Raw genomic sequence first — 26,421 nt, forward strand, 5'->3', positions numbered from 1 at the left:
GGCCCGGCTGGTTGAACGTGACGCTGTTGCCCTTGCCGATGGAAAAGCTCTGCCAGTCCACGGCCATCTTGCCGGTCTGCTGGTTGATGGTCATCGCCGAACCGTTCTGGCTGATCGACCCCGCCCCCGCCACGACATTGCCCCCGGTGGGCAGATCCGCGGCTAATGCCGGCCCGGACAGCAACAACGCTGCGGTCAACGCCGCGGCAGACCCACTGCTGCGCTTGCGACGCGCGCTAGCGTGTTCGGCAACCGGCACATACACGCCCAGGGCGTCATTCCAGACCAGGCGGAAGATGTGGTTAAGGGAAGGCTTTTTCATCGGATATTCCTGAATCGGACAGCGTCACAATTTGTAAATTTCGCTGCTGAAATATACCGATGATTGCGTTTTTAAATCTGAGCAAATCTAAGCAAGTCGAAAATGTTCGAGAATTCGGCTTACGGGATTCAAAAAAGCGCGATGTAGCGTGCAATTGGGCGAAGTTATCCCTCCAGGCGCTAGCCCGGCCAGAAACATATAGATGCTTTTCTGCAACAGATTGTCGGGTGTCGACACCGCGGGCGGCGCCATCCCCGGCGCGATCAGCCTGCCCCCGCTCCCTTCAGCCGGCGCGGCAGGCTCAGGCAGAAACACACCGGCTCAGCCCCACCCGCGCTCTTCAGGAACACCGAACCGCCCAAGCGCTCGGCGATTGTCCTGACCAGGTATAGCCCTAAGCCGGCACCTGGATGGCGCAAGGCGTTCGGGCCCCGGTAGTACTTCTGGAACAGGCGCGCCTGCTCGGCGGAAGCAATGCGGTCGCCGGAGTTGGCCACGTCGATATGCAGGCAGTCGCCCTCTTCGCGCAGCGTCACTCGAACCGCCCTGCCCGGCGCGCAATGCCGGTCGGCATTGGCCAGCAAGTTGCGCAACGCGATGCGCAGCAAGCCGGCGTCGCACAGCAAGACGTGTTCGCCCGCGCCATAGACGCACTGGATGCGGCCTGCGGGAAACTCGCGGTCCAGATCCGCCAGCAGCGCCAGCAGGTCGCATTGCGTCAGGCGCAATTCGGCGCTAGGTTCGCGCATACGGTCATGGGTCAGGTATTCGTCGACCAGCGCCAACAGGCGCATGGCCGCATCGCGGATATTGCCGCAGCGCGCCAGGCTTTTCTCGACGGGCGCGGCCAGATTGCGGCCCAGTTGCTGCGCCGATGTCGTGATGATGGCAAGCGGCGTACGGAATTCATGGGACACCATCGCCACGAATTCGCGTTGCTCGGCGAACACGCGACGTTCCTGTTCCAGCGATGCGCGCAGTTCATCCTCAAGTTCGACCCGCCGCTGGATCTCGCCCTGCATTTCGGCCGTGCGCAACGCCACCTCCTGCTCCAGCCGATGGCTGTGCTGGCGCGCCATGTCGGCCGCCAGATTGGCCTGCTGGCGCTCCATGTCGCGGCGCTGGCGCTCGTAGCGCCCCACGATGATCAGGCTGAGCAGCAGCATGTGCAGCATCGTGCCCAGCGTAGAGACGTATTCCGTGAACACGTTGACTGGCAGCACGCCCAGATTGCGCAAGAAGGCAATCAGCACGCCGATATAGAACACCCCGAAAGCCAGGGCGAAAAAGCGCGCCGGACGCCAGCCCTTTTTCAGCAGATAGGCGGCCAGCGTCGTAAACCCCACGATCAGCGCCAAGGCCAGCAACTGGATCGGTTGCATACCCCACCCGTAGTGTCCCGACACGACCAGGGCCGAGCACACCACAGCAATACCCCAGAACAACCGCTCCAGCCAGCGCACCGCACGCGGATACAGCGCGCCCAGATTCAGCTGGGCAAAGGCAATCCGCAACGCCACCGGCAAGCTCACCGCAATGCCCACGCCCAGCATCCGGTCGCTCCAGCCCACCGGCAAGCCCGTCAGCTGCTGCACCAGTCCCAGCGACATCACTTCATTGAAAACACAATTGCCGATGTAGGCCAGGAACAAGCCGCTCATGGGTGCGCGCGTCGCCCACCAGAATACGGCGTGCACGCAGATCAGCAGCAGATAAAAGCCGAAATACAGGCCGAACAGCAGCCCTTCGCGCCGCGACTGGTTATCGAACGCCAACCGCTGCCAGACCTCCAGGCGCGTCGCCAGGGCATTCTTGCTTTGCAGCCGCGCCAGGATCACATAGGCCCCCGGCGCGGGAGGATCAAACTGAATCACCGGGGTGCGATAGTCCACCGGCCAATCGCGCCGCCGCACATCTTCGCCGCTGTACCCCAGCGGCCTCCAGTCGCCATCCTGGTGGACATATAGGCGCACATCGTCCAGCAGCGCGTTGCTCAGCCGCAGCATCCAGCCCCCGCGCGCCAGATCATCCACCTGCACCGGCAGACGCAGCCAGACGGTGGTCGGGGTGAAACCCGCGCTCAGGCCAGCCGGCAGGCCCGCCCACCCCGATGCATCGGCCGCTTCGTCTACCGTCAACGTACCGGCCGGATCGTCCAGGCGTTCCAAATGGCCCGCGGCGTCCGCCAGCCGCACCTGCGCGTTCAGATGCAGGGGCTCTGCGCGCGCCTGCCCGGCGCCCGCCAGTGCGGCGACCAAGGTCAGCGCCAACAGCATCAATCCCGCCCACACCGTGGGGTAATATTTCCGTTTCATCGAGTCGCAATCCCGTGCAGCCACGCAGATTACACCACCCTTACAGCGGTTCCCACGCGGGCGTGTCCCATGCCTGAGGTCATCCTGCTGGAAGACGAACCCGTCTTGCGCCAAGAGCTGGGCGAGTTTCTGGAAGAGCTTGGCTACGCGCCCAGCTGCGTGTCCAGCCTGCAAGAATTCGACCGGCATTTTGACGCCGACCGCCATCGCCTGGCGGTGATCGACATCGGCTTGCCGGACGGCTGCGGCCTGGACCTGATCCAACGCCTGCGTCAGGAAGGCCAGCAAGTGGGCATCGTGGTGTTCAGCGCGCGTCAGACCAGCGCAGACCGGATTTCCGGACTGGGGCTAGGCGCCGACCATTACTTGGGCAAAGGTTGCGACCTGGACGAACTGGCCGCCGTGCTGGCCGCCCTGGAGCGCCGCCTGGGGCTGCAGCGGCTCCCGCCGCCTGCAGTCCAACCGACAGCGCCCAACTGGACCCTGGAAGTGGGGCCTCGCCGGTTGATCATTCCCGGCGCGCCGGCCGTGCCGCTGTCGCAGCAGGACCTGTTGGTGTTGCGCTGCCTGATGAGCCAACCCGGCGAGAACATCAGCCGCCGGCAGATCATCGAAGCACTGGGCTTCGACTACCTGGACTACGACCAGCGCCGCCTGGATACGCAGATGCGCCGATTGCGGCGTCGCGTGGAAGACGTCAGCGGACAGACGCTGCCGGTCAAGACGCTGCGCAACAGCGGCTATTGCTTCTACGAGCCCGCGAAGGTGCAGGCATAGCACCAAAAGCGGTCTGTTGAAGCATTCCGATGTGGCATGAGATACCAGTCCACATCACTCCTACACTTTGCGCCTTGTTCCGGCTGCGCGCCCTGCGGCCCCTTTCGCAATCTGGAGTGATTCATGACGACATCGCCGGCTCGCCTTCGACCCGCCGACTTCTTTTCGCCCACCGTCGCCGCCCTGATCTCGGTCCTCGTTAACTACGGCGGGACCTTCGTGCTGGTATTCCAGGCGGCCGAACTGGCCCGGCTGACGCCCGCCCAGACGGCGTCCTGGGTGTGGGCCGTTTCCATCGGCGTCGGCGTCACCGGGGCCCTGCTCAGCTTTCGCTACAAGGAACCCATCATCACGGCCTGGTCGACGCCGGGCGTGGCCTTCCTGGCCACCGTGATGCCGTTCACGCCCTATGGCGAAGTGATTGGCGCCTATGTGATCTCGGCATTGGGCTTCATTCTGCTGGGCTGGTCCGGTGCGTTTGAGAAACTGGTGCGCATGATCCCCGGCGGCATCGCGGCCGGCCTGCTGGCCGGCATCCTGCTGCAGTTCGGCGTCAACGCATTCGGCGGCGCCAGCGTCGACCCGCTGCTGGTCATCGTGCTGGTCATCTCGTATGCGCTGCTCAAGCGCTATACCTCACGCTTTGCGGTGGTCGGCATCCTTGCAATCGGCGTGGCGATGCTGATCGCACAGCATCGGATCGACTTCTCGGCCATCCATCTGCGCCTGGCCGCGCCCGTCTTCGAAATGCCCCGCTTTTCAGTGCAGGCACTGCTGGGCGTCGCACTGCCTCTATTCATCATCACCCTGACGGGCCAATACATGCCGGGAATGCTGGTGCTTCGCAACGACGGCTTCAAAACCAGCGCGAATCCCATCCTGACGGTGACCGGCTTGGGTTCGCTGGTCATGGCACCCTTCGGCGCGCACGCGTTCAACGTGGCGGCCATCACCGCAGCCATCTGCACGGGACCGGACGCGCACCCGGATGCGCGCAAGCGCTACGTTGCGGGGCTGGCCTGCGGGGCGTTCTACATCCTGGTGGGCACCTTCGGCGTGACGCTGGCCACGTTGTTCATGGTATTGCCCAAAGCCTTCATCACCACGCTGGCCGGGCTGGCCCTGTTGGGCGCCATCGGCGGCAGCCTGGCCAACGCCATGGCCGACGCCCGCACCCGGGAAACCGCGCTGATCACCTTCCTGGCCACGGCCGCCAACGTCACGCTGCTGGGCGTGGGCGGCGCCTTCTGGGGGCTTGTCGCCGGCCTGACGGCGCACCTGCTGATGCACGGCGGCAGCCGCGCGCTGATCCCAAATTCGGCCAACCCGGCCAAACCGTAGCCTCGCCGCCTACCGCTTCCTGAGCGCGGCAGACAAGCGCCGCATGGCGGTGTCGATCTCGTGCGCGGTCAACGACGAATATCCCAGGATCCAGCCTTGCCGCTTGTCTGCACCGGCATACAGGCGGCTTAGCCCCGGCAGCAACAGGCCGGCGCCGGCCGCCTGCCGGATGGTTTTTTCCTCGGACCAGCCGCGGGCAAGCAGGCAAGGGATCTGCAACCCGCCTTCCGGCCGCAACGCCACCGCAATGCCGTCCATGTGCTTGTCCAGCGCTTGCAGCATGGCGTCGCGACGCGATGCGTACAGCTTGCGCATAGCGCGGATGTGGGCGTTGTAGTGCCCGTCTTCCATGAACCGAGCCAAGGTCAGCTGCAAGATTTGCGGCGTGTGCCCGTCCAGGATGCTGCGTGCATAGGCAAAGGCGCTGACCAGCTCGGTGGGCAGCGCCATGTAGCCCATCCGCAGGCCCGGATAGAGCGTCTTGCTGAAGGTGCCGATGTAAAGCGTGCGCTGATACTTGTCCAGACCCTGCACGCAGGCCGTCGGCAAGCCTTCGTAATGGAACTCGCTGTCGTAATCGTCTTCGATGATCCACTTGCCGTTCTCTGCCGCCCAGCGTGTCAGCTCCAGCCGGCGCGCCAGTGACAGCGTCGCCCCCGTGGGGTATTGATGCGAGGGCGTCACGTAGACGCAGTTGGCGCCGCTGCGGTCCGCGCGCAGCAGGTCCGTGCGAATGCCTTGCTCGTCCACGTCGATGGGCACGATCCTGGCCTCGGCCGATTCGAAGGCCTTCTTCGCGCCGAAGTAGCCCGGGTTCTCCAACAGGATCGGCTTGCCGGCATCCACGAGCAATTGCGCGCACAGGAACAAGGCCTGCCGCGTGCTGCTCAGCACCAGGATCTGGTCCGCCGACACGTTGGCGCCCCGCTCCAGGTTCAGATAGGACGCGATCGCCTTGCGCAGCGGCGCGGCGCCTTGCGGGTCGCCATGCAGCAACACCTGGCCGCGGTGGTCCTTCATCGCCTGGCGCTGCAAGCGTTCCCAGATGTCGGTTGGAAACGTCCGGGTCTCGGGCAGCCCCGTGGCAAAGGCCCGGACCGCCTGCTGATCCGTCACGCCACCGCTGTCGAATATCATCCTGCCCCGGCGGCTCAGGCCCGCGCCGGGCGCTGCCGCCTCGCGCTTGTCGTCGACCAGCTTGATACGGCGCCTTGCGGCCCCGTGCAACTCCGCGCCCACGGTGTCGGACACGTAGCTGCCCGACCCCGCACGCCGCACGATGTAGCCGTCACGGTGCAATTGGACGTAGGCGTTCTCGACCGTGTCGCGCGCCACCCCCAGCGAGGTGGCCATGGCGCGCGTCGCGGGCAACTTCACGCCCGGGTCCAGCGCGCCGTCCAGGATCAGGGCGCGCAGCGCCCGCTGAATGCGCTGATGCAGATCCAACGGCTGAAGGTCCGCATCGTTCATGCGGATCTTCAGCGTTTCAAGTTCGAATGCCCGGGTCATGCGGTCTGTTCGCCAGAGGAATGGTTGCCATAGAAGCAGACCATTCTATCCGGCGGCCGACCCTGGCTTATCCCAGGTGCTCCACGTTGCCGCACACGGAAATGCTTTGCCCGCTGATCATCGCGCCCTCGTCCGAACACAGGAACGCCACTTGGTTGGCTACATCTTCCGGCTGCGTCATGCGGCGCAGCGAGACTTTCTCCACCAGCTGCTTGCGCATGTCATCGTTGCTGACCCCGCCCGCCGTCGCACGGGCCGCGATCACGCGTTCCACGCGGTCACCAGCCACCACGCCGGGCAACACGGAGTTCACCCGGATGCCGTCGGGGCCCAGTTCCATGGCCCAGGTCTGCGTCAGGCCCGCCAGGCCGAATTTGCTGGCGCTGTAAGGCGTGCGCAACGAAAAGCCCAGGCGGCCCGCCACGGACGAGATATTGACGATGGACCCGCCCCCCGCCGCCCGCAGCAAAGGCACGGCGCTACGAGAGCAAAGGAAGGTTCCGGTCAGATTCACGTCCAGCGTATTCCGCCACGCGTCCAGCGCGGTGTCTTCCAGCCGGCTTGTCGGGCCCGACACGCCCGCATTGTTGATCAGCGCATCCAGCTTGCCCCATCGGCCGGACAGGTCTTCAAACATGGCAAGCACCTGGGCTTCGTCAGAGACGTCCGTGACGCTGGCGCTCAAGGCCGGATGCGCGGCACGCGCAGCCTCGCACGCTTGCGCGTTCACATCGCAGATATGCACGTCGGCGCCCGACTGCAGGAATTTGCGGGCAATGGCCAGGCCGATGCCGTGCGCCCCTGCGGTAACGAGGACGCGCTTGCCTTTCAATGAGTCGATCATGTTGCTTGGTCGGTGGAGGGTTGGGGGCCGGTCACAGCGCGAACGCCGGCCGGATGCCGCTACGCAAAGGCAGGCCCAGCATTTCGCGCGCCTCGGCAGGCGTGGCCGGTTCCATGTCCATTTCCCGTATCACGCGCACGATGCGCTCGGTCAACTGGACATTGGTAGCCAATTCCCCGTGCCGGTAGTACAGATTGTCTTCCAGGCCCACGCGCGCATGCCCACCCAGCAGCAAGGCGCTGATATTGGCTTCCAGCTGCGCGGGTCCGATGCCGCTGACGCAGAAAATACTGTTCTTGGGCAGCAGGTCCACCATCATCTGCAGATGCCGCGGCGAAAACGGCATGGCGTTCTGGAAATTGCGGTGCACGTTCATCACCAGGTTGATGAAATGCGGGGCTTCGTCCAGGCCCTCGTTGATGAGCGTCGTCGCATCCTGCAGGATGTGCGTCGGGCTGAACACCTCCCACTCCGGCTTGATGCCGCGTGCCTGCATGGCGGCCGCCATCTCACGCGCCTTGGTCAGCGGCGTGTTCATCAGGTATTCGCGGTCACCGAAGGCCAGGTTCAAGGTGGTAGCGTCCAGCGTGCACATCTCGGCGCCGGCGTCCATGCCCTTGAGCCGCTCTTCCCACAGGATCTCCCACGTACCGGGCGACGTCTCCTTGACCATGTCGCCATGCACGCCCCCACCCGTGGAGTTGTTCAGGACGATGTCGCAACGCGCGCGGATGCGCTCGTTCATGTCGCGGTAGATGTCGGCGTTGCAGGTGGCCAGATCGTCCGGCCGCCGCGCATGCAAGGCCACCACGCTGGCCCCGGCGTTGTAGCAGCGGTAGACGTCTTCGGCGATCTCCGCGGGTTGCGTCGGCAGATGCGGATTCTGGCTTTTCAGCGCCATGCCCCCCGTCGGGGCGATGGTCACGATGACTTTGCGTTTGGACATGGGGTTCTCCTTACTTCCACAGCGCGCAGCGGCTTTCCGCCTTGGTCGTGAAAGCCTCGTTGCCGTCGATGGTCTGCGTCACGTTGAAGTAATCCCAGGGCGCCTTCGACTCGGCGGGCGTCTTGACCTGCAACAGGTACATGTCGTGCACCACGCGGCCATCCGGGCGAACGACGCCGTCCTTGATGTACAGATCGTTCAGCTTGTTCTCGCGCAGGTACGCCAGCACGCGGTCCGCGTCGTCGGTGCCGGTGGCCTTGACCGCACGCAGGTACTGCAACGCCGCCGAATAGTCCGCCGCCTGCAGCGACGACGGCATGGCCTTGCGCCGCTCGTAGAACTTCTGGCTCCAGGCGCGCGTCTCGTCGGACGTGTTCCAGTACCAGCTGTCGGTCAGGTACAGCCCTTGGGCTGCGTCCAGTCCCATGGCGTGAATGTCGTTGATGAACATGATCAAACCGGCCAGCCGCATCGTCTTGGTGATGCCGAATTCATTGGCCGCCTTGATCGCGTTGGTCGCATCGGCGCCCGCATTGGCCAGGGCCAGGATCTCCGCCTTGCTGCTTTGCGCCTGCAGCAAGAAGGATGAGAAATCACTGGAGGCCAGCGGATGCTTGACCGATCCCACCACCTTGCCGCCGCCCGCCTCGACCACCTTCGTCGTATCAGCCTGCAACGCGTTGCCGAAAGCGTAATCCGCCGTCAGGAAGTACCAGGTCTTGCCGCCCGCTTTCACCACCGCCGCGCCCGTGCCGCGCGCTTGCGCGACGGTGTCGTAGGCGTAGTTCAGGGTGTAGGGCGTGCATTGCTCGTTGGTCAGCGCCGGGGCGCCGGCGCCCACCACGATGATCGGCTTCTTCTTGTCGGCCGCCACCTTGGACATGGCAAGCGCCGTGCTGGAATTGGTGCCGCCGATCAGCATGTCCAGGCCCCGCTGGTCGAACCACTCGCGCGCCTTGGCCGACGCGATGTCCGCCTTGTTCTGGTGGTCCGCCGTCAGCAGTTCGATCTTCTTGCCGTTGATCTCGCCGCCCATTTCCTCGATGGCCATCTTGATGGCCTCTGCCCCGCCGGGGCCGTCCGGCCCCGAATAGACGCCGGACATGTCGGTGATGAACCCGATTCGAATAACATCGTCGGAAATCTGCGCATGCGCGATGCTCGCGCTCAGCAATGAGGCGGCGCTCGCGCAAGCGAGCGCGGTGCCGGACAACATGCGTGGCATTGACAACATACCCATCTCCTCTTATGGTTTTTGGCTCTTGGGGCCTCGGCTATTCTGGGACTGGACCTGCCGGGCGGACAGTCATCAAGTTGACAAAGCGCCCTAGGGTTTACCTGTGCGGAACCATCACTGCTGAATAGGGAGCACTATGCGCGGACCGCCCACCGGTACCGGCAGCGAATCGCCAGGCGCCAAGCGACGGCCGGCGCCATGCCCTGTCGACAAAATGCTGGACGTCGTCCCCTGGTACAACGGATTGCCAGCACTGGAACGCGGCATGGTCCGTGCCGAACTGCGCATCGTGTCGCTGCGCACGGGCGAATACCTGTTCCGCGAAGGCGCGAAGTCGCCAGGCTGGTATGGCGTGGTCGAAGGCCTGGTGAAATGGTCGTCGCGGGGGTCGGACGGCCGATCCCTGTCGCTGGCCGGCTTCAGCACCGGCAGTTGGTTCGGCGAAGCCACCATGATCCGACGCGAACGCTTCGAATACGAAGTGGTGGCGCTACGGCCAAGCCGGGTCGTGATCTTGCCGCGCGATACTTGCGAACGCCTGTGGAACAACAATATCGAGTTCACCAAGGCGCTGATGACGCACCTGGCCCAGCGTGTCAACTGGCTGATGGCCTCCTACACGGGCAATGTGCTGCTGGATGTCGACACCACTGTTGCGCGCGCCGTCGCGGCGCAATTGGACGCCGAAGCGCATTCCGGCACCAATGGCCGCTTGAAGATATCGCAGGAAGAGATCGCCAGCCTGTGCGGCGTTTCCCGGCAGCGCTGCAATACCGCGTTGGTGACACTGGCCCGGGCCGGCGTCCTGCAAACGCACTACGGCGGATTGACGGTCCTGGATCGGGACGCGCTGTACCGCCACGCCAAACTGGATCGGGAGCATTCATGAATGCCGCCTACATGGCGGCACTTGACTGTCCCGGCGGAACCCTCACCACGCGTGCTTGGCGTCGTCCGGAAACGACCCGTCCTTCACCGCCCGCACATAGCGTTCCATCGCGTCCTTGACACCGTCACCGCCTTCCATGAAGTTGCGGACGAATTTCGCCATCCGGCCCAGGTTGATGCCCAGCATGTCATGCAGGACAAGCACCTGACCTGCGGTGGCGCGGCCCGCGCCGATGCCGATCGTGGCGCAAACGGTCAGATCCGCCGTGATCGAGGCCGCAAGCGCCGCTGGCACCATTTCCAGGACCAGCATCGTGGCGCCGGCGGCTTCAAGCGCCGCGCTATCTTCGCGCAAGCGCGCGGCGGCTTCATCCGTACGGCCCTGCACGCGAAATCCGCCCAGCGACGACACCGTCTGGGGCGTCAGCCCAAGATGGCCGCAAACCGGGACCCCGCGTTCCACCAGGAACCGCGCCGTTTCCGCGACCCATCCTCCGCCCTCAAGCTTGACCATCTGCGCGCCCGCGCTCATCAGCGCCACGGCCGAGGTGATCGCCTGCTCCTTGGACACCTGATAGCTGCCAAAGGGCAGATCCGCCACGATCAGCGAGCGTCCCCCGGTACGCCGGACGCCTTCCGCCACGCATCGAGTGTGATAGGCCATGTCCTCAAGCGACACCCCGACCGTGCCATTGCCGCCCTGGCACACCATGCCCAGCGAATCACCCACCAGCAGCGTGTCGACGCCGGCCGCATCCGCCACCGCCGCAAACGTCGCGTCGTAGGCGGTCAGCATGGCGATCTTCTCGCCCCGGGCTCGCATGTCCGCGAAGGTCTGGACGGTGATCTTCTTCTGCGCTTCAGCGGGCCGCAAACCGTAGGGGGCAACGGACGATGGGGAATTCTCAGGCGTATTCATCTTGGGCGATCCGGCCTTCCGTAACATCGAATTGTCTTGGATAGTGTGCGGCCGATGCCGGCGGCCAGCAGGCCCGCTCGCACCTCACACGCTTGGGCGAGCATAGCTCAGCAGCGGATGCCGCGCCGCCCCAGGCCCAGGAAGTCCTAGGCGGCTTCCAGCCTGGGCGTGCGCTGGCGGCGCAGCACGACGACCTGTTCGGCGCCCACAGCCCGGGCGCGCAACTGGCCACAGCCGGCGTCCACGTCCTGCCCGGCGCTGTTTCTCACCTTGGTCAACAAACCGCGGCTATGCAGGTAGTGGACGATCTCGCGGATGCGTTCGGGATCGGGACGTTGATAGTCGTCCCCTTCAAGACTATTGAAAGGGATGACATTGAGCACGCAGTACTTGCCCTTCAGCAGTTGCAGCACGGCGTCAAGCTCGTCGTCACCGTCGTTGACACCCTTGAGCAACGTCCACTGGTACTGGATCGGGTACCCGGTTTCGCGAGCGTATGCTTCGCCCAGCTCGATCAGCGCCGCCGGTGCAATTCTGGCGGCCCGCGGCAGCAGGTGTTCACGCAACGCGTTCTTGGTCGTGTGCAGCGACAGCGCCAGCGCGGGTTTGACCCGCTGTTTCGGCAGGGCCTCGAACACGCGCAGGTCGCCCACCGTGGAGAGCACCAGGTTCTTATGGCCGATATTGCCTTCGGTGCCCAGCAGATCAATCGCTTCGAGCACGTTTTCCAGGTTGTGCGCCGGTTCCCCCATGCCCATGAACACGACTTTTTTCACCGCGCGCAGACGCCGTGCCAGCACGACCTGGGCAAGGATTTCCATGCTGGAGACCTGACGGATCAAGCCACTCTTGCCCGTCATGCAGAAACGACAGCCCACCGCACAGCCCACCTGCGTGGAAACACAGAGGCCGTCACGTGGCAGCAGCACGCTTTCGACCATCTGCCCATCGGCAAGGTCGACAAGCAGGCGCGAGCCGTCGTTGCCGGCATGTTCGGAGCGCAGACGGGCAAGGCCGTTCAGTTCCGCCGTCAAGGCGGGCAGCGCGTTGCGCAACGCCAGCGGCAGGAAATCCTCTGCGCGCCGCCGCCGCGTGCCGGTGTCAAGCGCCTGCCCGTTCAGCCAGACGCGCATGACCCGGCCGCGATGGACGGGCCGGGCGCCAAGCGCGGCAAGGCGATGATCGAAGTCGGAATAGCGCATAGGGAGCGGATTGTACCCAGCCAGGCGCGTGTCAGCGGGATGCCGGCCGGTGCCGCCCCCCATTTTCCGCGGTCAGAACGCCGTTTCCACCCGCCAGCTGATCGGAATTTCCGCCACGCTGGCCGTGGCGGGAAGCTCCAGCGCCATTCGGGCGATCCGGGCCACTTCCTGCGGTTGGGTCAATTGCGCCCGGATGGCGTCGTCCACGCCGTCGGCCATATCCGTGGCGACGAAACCCGGGCAGATCGCGGTGCAACGGATCCGATCCTCTTCACCGGCATGGCGGATGCCGTGGGCCAGCATCAATGCGGCGGCCTTGCTCATGGAATACAGCCCGCCTTCCGCCGCCCGCACGCGCTTGCCGGCCAGCGAGGCGATGACCAACACGCGGCCCTCGGGCGCGGCCTGCAAATGGGGCCACACCAGTCGGGTCAGGCGCATGGGCGACTTGACGTTGACGGCGAAGATATCGTCGAAGTCCTCGTCGCTCGCCTCGATCACGGACTTGCCGCTCAGGATGCCGGCGTTGTGCACGATCGCGTCGATTCGCCCGAAATGGCCGTGCGCCGCCGCCACCCAGGCCGCTTCACTGGCCGGATCGCGCGCATCGAAGAACGACCCGTGGCAACGATCCGCCCCATACTCCGCCAGCGCCGCCACGGGCTGGCGCGTTCCCGCCGACACCCGCCAGCCATGCCCCAGCAGTTCACGCGCCAGGGCCAGCCCGATGCCCCGGCTGGCGCCGCTGATCAGCACCACACGGCCCTCGCCCTTCTCGCGTTCAGCAGTCATCATGCTCAGGCCCCCTGACGGTTCAGATAACCTTCGACCAGCGAATTGACGTTGGCGCGCAGCGTATCGACCTTGTAGCCCCCTTCCTGAACGAACAGGGTCGGCAGGCCAAGCTGGGCGATTCGGTCGCCCAGTACCGCGTAGTCGGCCGTGTCGATGTCCAGGTTGCCAAACGGATCGTGCCGGAACGTGTCGAAGCCTGCCGCCACCACCAGCACGCCCGGTGCGAAATCCTTGATCCGTTCGAGGGCATGGTCGAAGTGCCCAAGGTAGCCGCTGATCGCCGTGCCGCCTTCCATGGGCAGATTGCAGTTGTAGCCCTCGCCCGCGCCACTTCCAATCTCGTCGGCGTAGCCGCAGATGAACGGAAACAGCGTTTCGGGCTTTCCGTGCAGCGACACGGTCAACACGTCGTCGCGGTCGTAGAAGATCTGCTGCGTGCCGTTGCCATGGTGCACGTCGATATCCAGCACGGCGACGCGGCCAAACCGCTTGGCCAGACGCTGCGCGGCGATCGCCGTGTTCGCGATGTGGCAGCCGCCCATCGCCAGGTCGCGCATGGCGTGATGGCCTGCGGGCCGCAACAGCGCATAGGCGCTGCGCTCGCCCGCGATGATCGCGTCGGCGGCCGCCACGGCGGCGTCGACGCTGCCGTTCATGTTGACCCAGGCGTCCTGGACCAATGGCGAGCCGCCATCTCCCAGGTAGCGGCCGGCGAGCGTCACCGGGATCTGCGTGCGCAACGTCGGGAAATAGCGATTCGTCGTGATGTAGGGCCGCACTTCGAACGACGCATCCGGCGCCTTGGACCATTCGTCCCAGGCGGTCTCCAGGTACTGCAGATAGTCCGGGGCGTGGACTTCGAACAATTCGATGGGGCGTTCGGCGGCGCGCTGCACGAACTGGCAATCCAGGCGTAGGTCGTCCTTCAGGGCGGCAAGGATTTCGATGCTGCGTTCGGCGCGATCGTGGTGCTGTTTGAGCAGCCCACGGATCATGGCGTTGCCAGGCCAGGGCACGTCATGGGTCGGGGAGATGAATGCTTTCACTGCGCGATCCTATAAAGCGTGTGGGTTGTCTATTTCCAGCTTCTTCCGGGCACCGCGGCGATCAGCTCGCGGGTGTACTCGTGCTGCGGGTTTTCCAGGACCTGGGCGGTCAGGCCCTGCTCGACGATTTCGCCATGCTTGAGCACGATGACGCGGTCGCACAACTGGGAGGCCACGCGCAGATCATGCGTGATGAAGAGCATGGAAAGATGCAGCTCATGCTTCAGTTGGCGCAGCATCGCCAGCACCTGGTCCTGCACCGAGACGTCCAGCGCCGACACGGGCTCATCCGCCACGATCAGTTCCGGGGTCACCGCGATGGCGCGCGCAAAGCCCAGACGCTGGCGCTGGCCGCCCGAAAACTCATGCGGATAGCGATCCAGCGCGGACGGATCCAGCTTGACCAGTTGCATCAATTCGCGCGCCCTGTCCATCGCCGCGCTGGCCGACATGCCGTGCCGGCGCATGCCGCCGGTCAGGATGCGCGCCACGGTATGGCGGGGGTTGAGCGACCCATACGGGTCCTGGAAGATCATCTGCACCGAACGGCGCCGTGCCGGGTCGGCGAACGCGCCGTCTGCCAGCATGTCGGCCCCGCGCAACCGCACTTCGCCATCGTCGACGGACACCAGACCCGCCAGCATGCGGCCGATGGTCGACTTGCCCGAACCGGACTCCCCCACCAGCCCGACCGTCTCGCCGCGCCGAATGTCGAACGACACGCCCTTGACCGCCGGAAACTGTTGGGCCGGACCGAACCACTTGCCCTTGCGCACGTACGTCTTGCGCAGGTTCTTCACCGTCAGCAAGGCGTCGGGCTGAACCTTGCCGGCCGGCGGTGGCCGGAACGACGGAACAGCGGCCAGCAAGGACTGCGTATAGGCTTCCTGGGGATCGCGCAGCACCTGCTGCGCCGAGCCCGACTCGATCACGCGACCGCCCCGCATCACGACGATGCGGTCGGCGATTTCCGACACCACGCCAAAATCGTGCGTGATGAACAGCACGGCCAATCCCTTGCGTTGCTGGATGTCCTTGATCAGGGCCAGGATCTGCGCCTGGGTGGTGACATCCAGCGCCGTGGTCGGCTCGTCCGCGATCAGGATGTCAGGCTCCAGCGCCAGGGCCATGGCGATCATGACGCGCTGGCGTTGTCCCCCCGACAGTTGATAGGGATAGGAGTCGACGATGCGGGCATGATCCGGCAAGCCGACCGAAGTCAGCAGCTCGGCAACACGCGCATTGACCTGGGCGGCATTGCGCATGCCGTGCGTGCGCAACATTTCGCCGATCTGGTGGCCGCAGCGCATCAGCGGATTGAGCGCGCTGAGCGGTTCCTGGAACACCATGGCAATGCGCTTGCCGCGCACGCGGCGCAGCTCGCCCAGCGGCATGCCGGCCAGTTGCAGCTCGCCCAGCCGGATATCCCCGCCGGCGATTCTCAGGCCGCGCGGCAAGAGGCCCAGCACGGCATGCGCCAACGTGGACTTGCCCGAGCCGGACTCGCCCACCACGCACACGATTTCGCGCGGGTTCAGGGCCAGGCTGACGCCATCCACCGCCAACGCGCGGTCGGCGCCCGCAGGCAGCGAGATCGACAGGTTTTCAATCTGAAGCAACGACGCCACGGCTCACCCCTTGCGATGGAGACGGGGATTGAGCGCGTCATTGAGCCCCTCTCCCATCAGGTTGACCGCCAGCACCGTGACGAAGATCGCCACGCCCGGGAACAGGCACATCCACCAGGCCAGGCGCAGGAAGGTGCGCGAGGCGCCCACCATGTATCCCCAGGTCATCAGGTTGGGATCGCCCAGGCCCAGAAAACTGATCGCGCTTTCCAGCAGGATGGCGTTGGCGACCATCAGCGAAGCCATGACGATCAGCGGCGAGACGCAGTTGGGCAGGATCTCGGCGAACACGATGTGGGTGCGCGAATAGCCCTGCACCGTGGCGGCCTCGACGAATTCGCTGGACTTGACCCGCATGAATTCGGCGCGCACCAGCCGGGCGATCGGCGGCCAGCTCACCAGCGCCACCGCGGTGATCACCGAACCGAAAGACGGCTGGAAGATGGCCACCAGCACAATGGCGAACAGAAAGCTGGGGATGGTCTGGAAGATCTCGGTCACGCGCATCAACAGCTCGTCCCAGCGCCCGCCCAGATAACCGGCCGGCACGCCCACCAGCATGCCGATGAACACGGCGACCACGGTCGCCACCACGCCCACCAGCAGCGAGGCCTGCGCGCCGTGCACGACGCCCGCTGCGATATTGCGGCCCATGGAGTCGGCCCCCAACCAGGCGCCGGCCTGTTCGAACGGATGCAGGAACGGCGCTTCGGTGGCATCCCAGGGGTTGATCGGATAGAGCCACTGGGCGCCCAGGGCCATCAGCACGATGGCGGTCAGGCAGACGAGCCCCACCACCGCGCCGGCATTGCTGAAATATCGCTTGATCAATGACTTCATGATTGACTCTGCATGCGAGGATCGACGACGCGGTAGATCAGGTCAGTAAGCAGGTTGAACGCCACCACCACCACCGAGGTGCAGAAAAACACCCCCAGGAGGACGGGATAGTCGCGCTGCTGCAGGGCGTCGAAGGCCAGCCGGCCGATGCCCGGCCAGGCGAACACGGTTTCCACGAGCACCGAGCCGCCGATCAGTTGGCCCGCCTGCATGCCGGCAAGCGTGATGACGGGCAGCACGGCGTTACGCAGCTGGTGCACCCACACCACCCGGCCCGACGACAGGCCCTTGGCCCACGCCGTCTTGACGAAATCGGCGCCCTGGATCTCGTTCATGGAGGCCCGCGCCAGACGGGTATAGACCGCCAGGTTGAAGCCCGCCAAGGTGACGATGGGCAACAGGGCGTGCTTGGCGATATCCAGCATTCGCGGCAACCCCGTCAGCGACGAACCCATGGTCTCGTAGCCGAAAGCCGGCAGCCACCCCAGGCTGACCGAAAACCCCAGCACCAGCAGCAATCCGACCCAGAAGATGGGTGTTGCGTAGAACGCCAGCGAAGCCGCGGTGATGACGGAGTCCAGCCACGATCCCCGGTAGCGGCTGGCCAGCGCCCCCAGCAGGATTCCGCCCAGCAGGGCAATGAGGAAAGCCGGGATCGCCAGCACCAGCGTGGCCGGCAAGCGGTCGGCGATCATGTCCCAGACGGGGCGTTGCTGCCGGTAGCTGTATCCCAGATCCAGCGTGGCGATGGATTGCAGGTAGCTTCCCAGCTGCACCACCAGGGGTTGATCGAGCTTGAACTCCTGGCGCAACTGTTCCAGGAACTTCGCGTCTGACGATCCGGCTTCGCCGGCCAGCACGCTGACCGGGTCGCCGGGCGCCATGTGCACCAGGGCAAAGTTGATGACCGCGACTGCGACCAGCACCGTGACCGATTTGCCCAGCACGGAAAGTAAGGGCCGCAGCCACCTCATCATGCGGTTTCCCCTCTTACTTCTCGATGTAGGTCGTCGCGAAGCTTTCCGCCACGCCGATGGCGGACGTCGTCACGTTCTTGACCTTCTTGTTGGTGATGGTGGGGAACGCCAGTTCGACCAGCCAGGCGGTCGGCGCATCCTTGGCAATCTGACCATAGGCTTGCGAGTACAGCTGTTGGCGCTTGACCGGGTCGACTTCCTTCGCGGCGGCGATCAGCGCGGCGTCCACGTCCTTGTTCACATAGCCCGATGTGTTGGTCCCGTAACCGCCCTTGTGGATATTGTCCGATCGGTAGGTACGATCCACGCCCAGCGCCGGATCGGAGTACTGGTACAGGTACTCGACCACGGAATCGAACTCCCAGTTCGAGTAGCGGCGCGCCCAGCTGCCCGCGTCGGTGCTTTCCAGCACCACGTCCACCCCGACTTTGGACAGCGAACTCTTGACGTACTCGGACACCTTGTTCCAGGTATCGCCGTAGGGCAGGCCCAGCAGTTTGATGCTGGCGCGCTTGCCGCTGGCATCCGGCTTGAGGCCCATGTCGTCGAGCAGCGCGATGGCCTTCTTCGGGTCATAGTCGTAGCGCGGCAGCTTATCGTCGTAGAAGCGCGTCACCGACGACACCGGGCCCGTGGCCGGGCGCGCGGCGCCGAAGAAAATGCGCTCGGCGATGAATTTGCGGTCGATGGCGTACTGGATCGCCTGCCGGAACCGCGCGTCGTCCATCGGTTTGGTCCGGTGGTTGAGCTCGATCGCGGCGTGCGAGCCGGTGAACTCGTACCCCTGGGTCGTGATGTCCAACTGCGGGTTGGCCTTGATCTGCGGCAGGAAGGCGAAATCGATGTCGCCAAAGCTGGCCACCTGCACCGAGCCGCTTTCCAGGGCGACCAGGCGCGAGTTGGCGTCCGGAATCACCTGGAAGTAGATCTTGTCCAGATACGGCAGGTTGGGACGCCAGTACTTGTCGTTGCGCTCCAGCAGCACATAGCGGCCGCGCTGCCATTCCTTGAACTTGAACGGCCCGGTGCCGATCGGCGTCTGGTTGGCGGGGTTGTTGCGGAAATCGGTGCCCTTGTAGATGTGCGCCGGCACGATGGGCGCGGATGACACCTCAAAGGCATTGATGAATGGCGAGTACGGTTCCTTGAGCGTGATGACGACGGTGAGCGGCCCCGTCTTTTCGATGTTCGCCACATGGCTGAGGTTGTTGCGGGCGCGCGCATGCACCTCGGGCAGGTATTCCTTGAGCGAGAACAGCACATCATCGGCGCCGAACGGCTTGCCGTCGTGCCAGGTCACGCCTTCCTGCAGCTCGAAGGTGTAGGTCAGCCCGTCGGGCGATACGGTCCACGACTTGGCAAGGCTGGCCTGGGGATTGAGCTTGAAGTCATAGGTCAGCAGGCTCTCGTAGATCTTGCCGCCGACGATTTGGGTGGGCGTCTGCTGGTTCAGGCCCAGCATCAGGACGGGCGGCTCGGGATTCAGGATGACGTTGAGCGTGCCGCCATGCGTCTGCGCCACGGCCGACGCGCCTGCGCCAAGAGCCGCTGCGCCCGCCAGCAGGACATGCAGTGCCGTTTTTCTGAAGAACATAGTGTTGCGCATGATGATTCCCTTGCTTGTTCGACGTGGTGGGGTGGGACCGGTCTTCTTTTGAAGCGTCTTGTTGTCTTGTTGTTGTTGGCGGTTCAGCGCAACGCCGCGCGGCACTGCTCGTCCAGGGCTTGCGCCAGGATGCCGGCATGCTCGGGCTGGAACACGAGTGGCGGACGGATCTTCAGCGTGCAAGCCTGCCGGCCAGCGGTGCCGAGCAGCACGCCGGACTGGCGCAATCCATTGACGATCCGTTGGGTCAGGCGAGCGGCATGCGTCGCATCCCCATCGGGCGCGACGATGTCGACCCCCCAATACAGGCCCTGCCCGCGTACCGCTCCCAGGCAATCGTGGCGCTGCGCCAGATCGTCCAGCGCTTGCGCCATGACCTGTCCGGTGCGCTCGACGTGAGCCGGCGCATCCATGCGCGCCAGCTCGTCCAGCACGGCCAGGCCGACGGCCGACGACACGGTGTTGCCGCCGAAGGTATTGAAATAGCGGCACTGCCGGCCGAAGACCTCCGCCAGGCGCGACTGCACGACCAGGCCGCCTATCGGATGGCCGTTGCCCATGGGCTTGCCCATGGACACCATGTCCGGGGTCACACTGTCGCGCTGGAAGGCCCACCAGTTGGCGCCCATCCGCGCAAAGCCGCCCTGCACTTCGTCGGCGATGAACAGGCCGCCGCGGGCGCGCACGCGCGCGGCCGCCAGCGTCAGTGCTTCGCCGGGATCGGCGTACATGCCGTCGCTGGCGAACACGGTGTCGACCATCAGCGCGGCCACAGGCGTGCCGGCGGATTCCAGCTCGTCGGCCGCCGCATCCACGCAGGCGGCGAATTTCGCCGCGACCTCTTGCGGCGTCCCCTTCAGGAGGCAAGGCGCCGGTATCGTCCGGACGTGCGCCCCGACGGGACGCAGCGACGGTGACACATCGGCCAGCGCCATCGTCACGCCGTGATAGGCATTCTCGGTAACGATCACGCCCCGCCGCCCCGTCGCCTCGAAAGCGATGCGCAGCGCCAGGTCATTGGCCTCGCTGCCCGTGCAGGTGAACATGGCGGTGTCCAGCGCATCCGGAAACAGCGCCAGCAACCGCTCCGCGTAATGCACCACGCCCTCGTGGAGATACCGCGTATGCGTATTCAGCACGGATGCCTGGCGCGACAGCGCCTCCACCACGGCGGGATTGGCATGCCCGACCACGGGCACGTTGTTGTAGGCGTCCAGATAGCGGCGCCCTGCGGCGTCGTACAGCCACACGCCCTCGCCGCGCACCAGCTCCACCGGCTCTTCGTAGAACAACCGGTAGGCCGGCCCCAGCGCCTTGCGCCGCGCCAACAAGTCTTGCTGCGCCTCGTTGCGGTTTACTGTCATCGCATGTCCTTCGTTCGATTCGTGCGCGGCGTCGCGCAGTTCCATGCAGGACGCGCTCAACGGGCGCCCCGGCTCCATTCGTCGTACAGCTCGTTGAACAACGCCGTCGCCGCCGCCCGGCTGCGCAGGATGTAGGCGCCGTTGCCGGGAAATCGCAACGCGCGCCAGGACGGAATCGCCATGCGCTGCACCAGCCGCGCCAGCACCAGGTCCAACACATGGCACCGCTCTTGCGGCGTCAACGGAGACACGGACTCGTAACCCGCCACGACGGCCGACAGCACGTCCAGGGGATTGCCGGCAACCGTCATCTGGTAAGACGCGGCGATGGCGATCTCGGCGATCCGCGGCGCATGAACCATGTCGCCAAAGTCGAGGATCCCCGCCAGGTCCGTGCCCGCCTCATCGACCAGGATGTTGCTGGGCGACAGGTCGTTGTGAATGATCTGGCAGGGCAACGCCGCCAGCGCAGGCATGACGTCCTGCTCGAACACGTCCAGATAGGCGGCGATGCGCGCCCGTTCGTCGGCAGACTCGACCGCTCCCAGCATCGGCCGCACGCGCGCCACCTGGCAGGCATCCCACAGGAACAGGCGATGCGCCGCCGGATGTTCGAAGTCGGCAAGCTGCGCATCCAGCTGCCCAGCCGCCCTGCCTACGGCGTGCCACGACTGCGGCCCGGCCGACATGGCCGTTCCTGCCCGGCCGGGCAGATAGCCATAAGCGCGCACCCGCACAGGGCCGGCAACGTCCCGCACATGAAAAACCAGCCAATCCTGGGCTGCCGAGCCATCGTCGCAACCTGGCCTGACATCCGAATATTCAGCGGTCAGCCCAGCCGCGTCGGCTGGCTGGTGATGCGGCGCCCGCACCGGGTCCATGCCGCGCCTGCGCGCTTCCAGGTGCTTGAGCACCGCGATCTGCATGCGCGTTTCATCCAGGCTTTCCGCGCCGTTGATGAACTTCAGCGTCAGCGACTCGCCGTCCGCCCGGCTGATCCGGAAATTCATGTCGCGCTCGCCCGACAACGGGGCGCAGTGCGCGTAGCCGGGGTAGCAGGCGCTGGCGACGCGTTGCGCATCCTTGAGCCGGATCGGCGGTGGCGAATTGACCAACAGGGCGTCCACCGGTTCTTCCAAGCCGGCGGCGACATTCGACAGCATCACAAGACATCCCGATTTAGATATTTGATGCATCATGCATCAAGATACAAAAACCCCGATATCGGTGAAATCCCGAAGGCCGCAAAATCCCCGCAAGCCCGCCCCGCACGTCGACTTCGCCTATAAGGCTGATAAAGTAGGGAATGGGCAGCAAGCCCGCCATCCGCCCGCCCGGACCCGTTTTCCGCGGCGACCTTAAGACTCTTGGCACGTACCTTGATGCATCATCCGAGCGCAAGCCCGCATTCCGACCCTAACGCCGAGGCGCCCGCGCCGTCGCTGCCGCTGCCGCAAACCGAGGCCCGCTTTTCGGCCATGCAGTACGAAAGCATGGGCAAGCGGGTCTACACCAGAATCTGCAGCGCCCTGATGGAAGGCCAGCTCCGGCCAGGAGACCGGCTGCGTATCCGGGAGCTGGCGGCAGAGCTGGGCACCAGCATCACCCCGGTGCGCGACGGCGTGCTGCGCCTGGTGCAAGACGGCGCGCTGACCATGCGCAGCGCGCGCGATATCCGGGTAGCCGAAGTCACCCTGCCCGAATACCTGGAAATCCGCGACATCCGCCTCGAGCTCGAAGGCATGGCCGCCGCGCGGGCCGCCGAGGTCGCCACGGCCGAAGACATCGCGCGCATGGAAGCGCTGATCGAGCAGAACGAACAGGCGCTGGCCGCCGGCGACGTCCTGGCCGCCATCAGCCTGAATCAGCACTTCCATTTCGAGTACTGTCGAATCGCCAACATGCCAGTGCTCCTGAGCATCCTGGAACGGCTATGGCTGAAGATGGGGCCCTTGATCGCCCAGTGCTATACGGCAGGCGGGCGCGACATGATCGACGGCCACTATTCCCTGCTGGCCGCGATGCGCAACCGCGACAGCCAGGCGGCCCGGGTGGCCGTCCAGACGGACATCCTGTCCGGCGGCCAGGTCATCCTGGAATTGAAGAAGCGCTCGGCGAAGACCGCCGACAATGCCGGCACCGCACAGGCGGCAGCACCGGCTGCAAAACAGGCACGCGCGTCGTCCACATGAAGGCGGTGAGTCACGGCCGGTCGGGCAGGTCGCACATTCTGGGAATAGCTCACGTCGATCACCGGCGTGCGGTGGCGGTCCGTGAACAGTCGAAGTGGAGCGGGTGAAGGGAATCGAACCCTCGTATGAAGCTTGGGAAGCTGCCGTTCTACCATTGAACTACACCCGCTCGGGTGTCGTGCCGCGGCGCAGGGCCAGGGCAGAGCCGACGATTATAGCGCGCCTTTTTTCCGATTCCAGGGGGATTTTCATGCTGGCCGGCGACCACGCCCGCGCCCCCGCCCTAAATGCGTCCCCAATTTAGTCCATCCGGCCGACTCCGGCCCGCCGCACCTGCCACTACAATTCGGGGCTATGAATACGAACAACCCCGCGGACAAGCCCGCGACGCCCCCCGTGAACACCCCCGACACGACCGCCGACTCCGCCGCGCCCGACGCTACGCAGGCCCCCGTTTCCCCGGAAACGCAGGCCGCGCTGGCCAGCACCGCCCACGCCCCGAACAGCCCGGGCGCCACGCACATCCGCAGCTTCGTGCATCGCCGCGGCCACATTACCCAGGGCCAGTTGGCCGCGCTGGAGCGCCTGATGGGCCAATGGTCCATTCCGTACGCCCCCCGCCGCCTGGACCCCGCCGCCGCATTCGGCCGGCAGGCGCCGACGGTGCTGGAGATCGGCTTCGGCATGGGCGAGACCACCGAGAAGATCGCGCTGGCCCGTCCTGACGACAACTTCCTGGGCGTCGAAGTGTTCAACGCCGGCGTCGGCTCACTGCTGCGCCGCATTGAAGATTCCAGCATCCCGAACCTGCGCATCATCCAGCACGACGCCGTGGAAGTCGTGCGCGACATGATTGCTCCGGATTCGCTGGCCGGCGTGCATGTGTACTTCCCGGACCCGTGGCCCAAGAAGCGCCATCACAAGCGCCGCCTGCTGCAGCCCGCATTCGTGTCGCTGCTGGCCAGCCGCATCGCGCCGGGCGGCTACATCCATTGCGCCACCGACTGGGAAGACTACGCGGTGCAAATGCTGGAAGTGCTTAGCGGCGAACCGTTGCTGGCCAACACGGCGGACGGCTATGCGCCCCGCCCCGATTACCGCCCCCTGACCAAATTCGAGAACCGCGGCCTGCGTCTGGGCCACGGCGTCTGGGACCTGATCTTCAAGCGAGTCGCCTGATGCTCTATCCGCCAATCGAACCCTACCGCCACGGCATCCTGGATACCGGCGACGGCCACCAGATCTATTGGGAAATGTCGGGCAACCCGAACGGCAAGCCCGCCGTCTTCCTGCATGGCGGCCCCGGCAGCGGTTGTTCGCCCGTGCATCGCCAGCTGTTCGACCCGCAGCGCTACAACGTGCTGCTGTTCGATCAGCGCGGTTGCGGCCGTTCCAAGCCGCACGCCAGCCTGGACAACAACACGACCTGGCACCTGGTGTCCGACATCGAGCGCCTGCGCACCGAGATCATGGGCGCGGAAAACTGGCTGGTGTTCGGCGGGTCTTGGGGATCGACCTTGGCACTGGCTTATGCCGAGACGCACCCGTCTCACGTCAGCGAACTGGTGGTGCGCGGCATCTTCGGCCTGCGCCGCGCGGAAATCCAGTGGTTCTATCAGGAAGGCGCGTCGTGGCTGTTCCCGGACCGCTGGGAAGAATATCTGGCGCCCATCCCCGAAGCCGAACGCGGCGACCTGGTGGCGGCGTACCACAAGCGCTTGACCGGCGACGATGCCGCCGAGCAGCTGCGCGCCGCCAAGGCATGGAGCAAGTGGGAAGACAGCACGATCACGCTGCTGCCCAGTCCGCGCCACCAGCAAAGCCACGCGGCCGACCGTGCTGCGCTGGCCTTTGCCCGCATCGAGAACCACTATTTCGTGAATGCCGGCTTCATGGAAGAAGGCCAGTTGATCCGCGACGCCCACAAGCTGCGCGGCATCCCCGGCACCATCGTGCAGGGCCGCTACGACGTCTGCACGCCCGCGCGCACCGCCTGGGACCTGCACCGTGCCTGGCCGGAAGCCGAATTCCATCTGGTGCCCGACGCCGGCCACGCCTTCGACGAGCCCGGCACCCTGGCGCGCCTGATCGCCGCCACCGACGCCTACGCGAAACAGTGAGGAGACCCGATATGCACATCACCCTGAATGGCGACGCGCGGGAGTTCCCGCTGAACACTACCGTCATCGAACTGCTGCAGACGCTGGGCTACGCCGGCAAGCGCGTGGCGGTGGAGCGCAATGGCGAGATCGTGCCCAAGAGCCAGCACGAGCAGACCACGCTGACCGACGGCGACCAGATCGAGATCGTCGTGGCGGTGGGCGGAGGCTGATCCTCCGGTTTGTCTGCGCCGCATTTATTGCGCCGCAAACAGGCATTATCAAGACGAAGGGCCGCTGGATCAGCGGCCCTTTGCTTATGCATTTTCCATCAGGTTCTGACGCATGGCACCATGCGCCCGATGGGGTTTGCGCCTGCCGCGCTACGCGGCCTGCAAACTGACGAGCATTCTTGCGTAGTCTGCCAAGGATCTAGCAACCTGTTACACGTTAACCCCTCGTCTCGCGGCGAGTCTGCGAGTAATAATCGTTGCTGCTGGCGTCGTTACGTTGTCGTGCTGTTGTTCTAGCGTTGCACATCGCCCCACGGGGCAAGGAGGCATCATGAACACCGCGGTCATCATCAATCTTCTCATCCAGCTTGTCGCTGGCGCAGCCGGTGGCAATGGACTGGGGAAAATGCTCCAGCAGTTCAATCTCGGCCCGCTCGGCAACACCATCGCAGGGGCCATCGGCGGCCTGGCGGGCGGTTCGTGGCTGGCGCCCATGATCACCGCCGGCGCGGGAGCGGCGGCAACGGCAGGCAATACCGGACTGGATCTTTCAGCGATTGCCGGTGACGTGGTGGGCGGCGGCGTCGGTGGCGCCGTGCTCACCTTGATCGTCGGGATCGTGCGCAAGATGCTTGTGGGCCGCGCGCCCTGAAAGCACTACTCGTTTTCTCACCGCAACATAGATAAAGGAAACACTATGGGTCTGCTCAATTTCATCAAGGACGTTGGGGAAAAGCTCTTCGGCGCCAGCGAGGCCAAGGCCGCGACGGCAGACGAGTTGAAGAAAGAGCTGGATAAGCACGGCCTGAACGCGGACGGCCTGCAAATCACGGTGGACGGCGACAAGGTCACGGTGGCGGGCGAAGCCCTCAGCACCGAAGCGGCCGAGAAGATATCCCTGGCGCTGGGCAACACCGTCGGCGTGGCCGCGGTGGACAATCAGTTGAAAGTGAAGCAGGCCACGCCTGAGGCCAAGATGTACACGGTGCAAAAGGGCGACAACCTGTGGAAGATCGCCGAGGCGCAATACGGCAAGGGCCAGGGCGCCAAGAACTCGCTGATCTTCGAAGCCAACAAGCCCATGCTGACCAGCCCCGACAAGATCTACCCGGGCCAAGTGCTGCGCATCCCGCCCTTGGCGTAAGCCGCAACGAGAATCCAACAACCCGGAGAACACCCATGCGTTTTCCGGCTTGTGGCGCGGCGAGGCGCCCCCTGCCTGCCGCGATTGCTTGGCCAGACGCAACGTCTGGCCATTTTTTTACTTCATTCCGAAACGCCCAAGGCCCTTCATGCCGCCCATGGCGCGCATCATCTTGGCCATGCCGCCCTTCTTCATCT

The 26,421-nt window shown here is 65.1% G+C and carries 25 protein-coding genes and 1 tRNA gene; 9 read left to right on the forward strand and 17 right to left on the reverse strand.

Annotated elements, in window-relative coordinates; all coding sequences use genetic code 11:
* Both ACO6D5_RS18155 and ACO6D5_RS18160 read right to left on the reverse strand, forming a co-directional pair.
* Nucleotides 1-322 (reverse strand): ESPR-type extended signal peptide-containing protein (locus ACO6D5_RS18155; protein WP_485826123.1); only part of this gene is annotated, 322 nt, incomplete at its 3' end.
* Between the two features lie 263 nt (nt 323-585).
* Nucleotides 586-2,637: a sensor histidine kinase gene (locus tag ACO6D5_RS18160; protein ID WP_427958154.1), complete on the reverse strand. Its 2,052-nt coding sequence runs from the start codon at nt 2,635-2,637 to the stop codon at nt 586-588.
* Between the two features lie 69 nt (nt 2,638-2,706).
* Here ACO6D5_RS18160 and ACO6D5_RS18165 point away from each other — a divergent pair, with 69 nt between their 5' ends.
* Complete coding sequence (locus ACO6D5_RS18165; protein ID WP_088590781.1) at nt 2,707-3,414, forward strand: response regulator transcription factor; 708 nt, start codon at nt 2,707-2,709, stop codon at nt 3,412-3,414.
* A gap of 123 nt (nt 3,415-3,537) precedes the next feature.
* Nucleotides 3,538-4,755: a benzoate/H(+) symporter BenE family transporter gene (locus ACO6D5_RS18170; RefSeq protein WP_427958156.1), complete on the forward strand. Its 1,218-nt coding sequence runs from the start codon at nt 3,538-3,540 to the stop codon at nt 4,753-4,755.
* Between the two features lie 9 nt (nt 4,756-4,764).
* On the opposite strand, the gene pdxR is transcribed toward ACO6D5_RS18170, so the two are convergent.
* The 4 genes from pdxR to ACO6D5_RS18190 form a co-directional block, all read right to left on the reverse strand.
* Nucleotides 4,765-6,264, reverse strand: a complete 1,500-nt coding sequence (gene pdxR / locus ACO6D5_RS18175) for a MocR-like pyridoxine biosynthesis transcription factor PdxR (protein ID WP_088590783.1) — start codon at nt 6,262-6,264, stop codon at nt 4,765-4,767.
* A gap of 67 nt (nt 6,265-6,331) precedes the next feature.
* Nucleotides 6,332-7,108, reverse strand: coding sequence for an SDR family oxidoreductase (locus ACO6D5_RS18180; RefSeq protein WP_088590784.1), 777 nt, complete (start codon nt 7,106-7,108; stop codon nt 6,332-6,334).
* 31 nt (nt 7,109-7,139) lie between these two features.
* Nucleotides 7,140-8,054 carry a beta-keto acid cleavage family enzyme gene (locus ACO6D5_RS18185; RefSeq protein ID WP_485826124.1) on the reverse strand — a complete coding sequence of 305 codons (915 nt, stop codon included), beginning with the start codon at nt 8,052-8,054 and terminating at the stop codon, nt 7,140-7,142.
* Between the two features lie 10 nt (nt 8,055-8,064).
* The gene (locus tag ACO6D5_RS18190; RefSeq protein WP_485826145.1) at nt 8,065-9,279 is read right to left on the reverse strand and encodes an ABC transporter substrate-binding protein; all 1,215 of its coding nucleotides are present in this window, start codon (nt 9,277-9,279) and stop codon (nt 8,065-8,067) included.
* A gap of 226 nt (nt 9,280-9,505) precedes the next feature.
* Between ACO6D5_RS18190 and ACO6D5_RS18195 the strand changes: the two genes are divergently transcribed.
* Entirely contained in the window at nt 9,506-10,180 is a 675-nt protein-coding gene (locus ACO6D5_RS18195; RefSeq protein ID WP_315526048.1) for a cyclic nucleotide-binding domain-containing protein, read from the forward strand.
* 42 nt (nt 10,181-10,222) lie between these two features.
* Here the strand turns inward: ACO6D5_RS18195 and panB are convergent, their stop codons facing one another.
* The 10 genes from panB to ACO6D5_RS18245 form a co-directional block, all read right to left on the reverse strand.
* Nucleotides 10,223-11,098 carry a 3-methyl-2-oxobutanoate hydroxymethyltransferase gene (panB, locus tag ACO6D5_RS18200; RefSeq protein ID WP_315526045.1) on the reverse strand — a complete coding sequence of 292 codons (876 nt, stop codon included), beginning with the start codon at nt 11,096-11,098 and terminating at the stop codon, nt 10,223-10,225.
* A gap of 146 nt (nt 11,099-11,244) precedes the next feature.
* Nucleotides 11,245-12,300 carry an RNA methyltransferase gene (locus tag ACO6D5_RS18205; RefSeq protein ID WP_485826146.1) on the reverse strand — a complete coding sequence of 352 codons (1,056 nt, stop codon included), beginning with the start codon at nt 12,298-12,300 and terminating at the stop codon, nt 11,245-11,247.
* A 72-nt stretch (nt 12,301-12,372) separates the two neighbouring features.
* Entirely contained in the window at nt 12,373-13,095 is a 723-nt protein-coding gene (locus ACO6D5_RS18210) for an SDR family NAD(P)-dependent oxidoreductase (protein ID WP_485826125.1), read from the reverse strand.
* Nucleotides 13,096-13,097: 2 nt separating this feature from the next.
* A complete protein-coding gene (locus tag ACO6D5_RS18215) occupies nt 13,098-14,141 on the reverse strand; it encodes a histone deacetylase family protein (RefSeq protein WP_485826126.1) in 1,044 nt (347 codons plus the stop codon).
* A 29-nt stretch (nt 14,142-14,170) separates the two neighbouring features.
* Nucleotides 14,171-15,769, reverse strand: a complete 1,599-nt coding sequence (locus ACO6D5_RS18220; protein WP_485826127.1) for an ABC transporter ATP-binding protein — start codon at nt 15,767-15,769, stop codon at nt 14,171-14,173.
* Between the two features lie 3 nt (nt 15,770-15,772).
* Entirely contained in the window at nt 15,773-16,609 is an 837-nt protein-coding gene (locus ACO6D5_RS18225; protein WP_315526033.1) for an ABC transporter permease subunit, read from the reverse strand.
* Nucleotides 16,606-17,583 (reverse strand): ABC transporter permease, encoded by a 978-nt coding sequence (locus ACO6D5_RS18230; RefSeq protein WP_485826147.1) that lies wholly within the window; start codon nt 17,581-17,583, stop codon nt 16,606-16,608. Before ACO6D5_RS18230 ends, ACO6D5_RS18225 begins: the two co-directional genes overlap by 4 nt.
* Before the next feature lie 16 nt (nt 17,584-17,599).
* Nucleotides 17,600-19,192, reverse strand: a complete 1,593-nt coding sequence (locus ACO6D5_RS18235; RefSeq protein ID WP_485826128.1) for an ABC transporter substrate-binding protein — start codon at nt 19,190-19,192, stop codon at nt 17,600-17,602.
* An 83-nt stretch (nt 19,193-19,275) separates the two neighbouring features.
* Nucleotides 19,276-20,556 carry an aspartate aminotransferase family protein gene (locus ACO6D5_RS18240; RefSeq protein ID WP_485826129.1) on the reverse strand — a complete coding sequence of 427 codons (1,281 nt, stop codon included), beginning with the start codon at nt 20,554-20,556 and terminating at the stop codon, nt 19,276-19,278.
* Between the two features lie 56 nt (nt 20,557-20,612).
* Nucleotides 20,613-21,719, reverse strand: coding sequence for a phosphotransferase (locus ACO6D5_RS18245; protein ID WP_485826130.1), 1,107 nt, complete (start codon nt 21,717-21,719; stop codon nt 20,613-20,615).
* Nucleotides 21,720-21,938: 219 nt separating this feature from the next.
* Between ACO6D5_RS18245 and ACO6D5_RS18250 the strand changes: the two genes are divergently transcribed.
* Nucleotides 21,939-22,748, forward strand: coding sequence for a GntR family transcriptional regulator (locus ACO6D5_RS18250; protein WP_485826131.1), 810 nt, complete (start codon nt 21,939-21,941; stop codon nt 22,746-22,748).
* Nucleotides 22,749-22,843: 95 nt separating this feature from the next.
* Here ACO6D5_RS18250 and ACO6D5_RS18255 read toward each other — a convergent pair.
* Nucleotides 22,844-22,917: transfer RNA gene (locus ACO6D5_RS18255), tRNA-Gly, on the reverse strand.
* Between the two features lie 185 nt (nt 22,918-23,102).
* Between ACO6D5_RS18255 and trmB the strand changes: the two genes are divergently transcribed.
* From trmB to lysM, 5 genes are all read left to right on the forward strand, one after another.
* Nucleotides 23,103-23,927, forward strand: coding sequence for a tRNA (guanosine(46)-N7)-methyltransferase TrmB (gene trmB, locus ACO6D5_RS18260; RefSeq protein WP_485826132.1), 825 nt, complete (start codon nt 23,103-23,105; stop codon nt 23,925-23,927).
* Entirely contained in the window at nt 23,927-24,868 is a 942-nt protein-coding gene (pip, locus tag ACO6D5_RS18265) for a prolyl aminopeptidase (protein ID WP_485826133.1), read from the forward strand. Before trmB ends, pip begins: the two co-directional genes overlap by 1 nt.
* 11 nt (nt 24,869-24,879) lie before the next feature.
* A complete protein-coding gene (gene thiS, locus ACO6D5_RS18270; RefSeq protein ID WP_315525877.1) occupies nt 24,880-25,080 on the forward strand; it encodes a sulfur carrier protein ThiS in 201 nt (66 codons plus the stop codon).
* A 331-nt stretch (nt 25,081-25,411) separates the two neighbouring features.
* Nucleotides 25,412-25,732: a hypothetical protein gene (locus ACO6D5_RS18275; protein ID WP_175174830.1), complete on the forward strand. Its 321-nt coding sequence runs from the start codon at nt 25,412-25,414 to the stop codon at nt 25,730-25,732.
* 45 nt (nt 25,733-25,777) lie between these two features.
* Nucleotides 25,778-26,224 (forward strand): peptidoglycan-binding protein LysM, encoded by a 447-nt coding sequence (gene lysM / locus ACO6D5_RS18280; RefSeq protein WP_006222391.1) that lies wholly within the window; start codon nt 25,778-25,780, stop codon nt 26,222-26,224.
* The last annotated feature ends 197 nt before the right edge of the window (nt 26,225-26,421 follow it).

The organism is Achromobacter sp., from assembly GCF_057314935.1.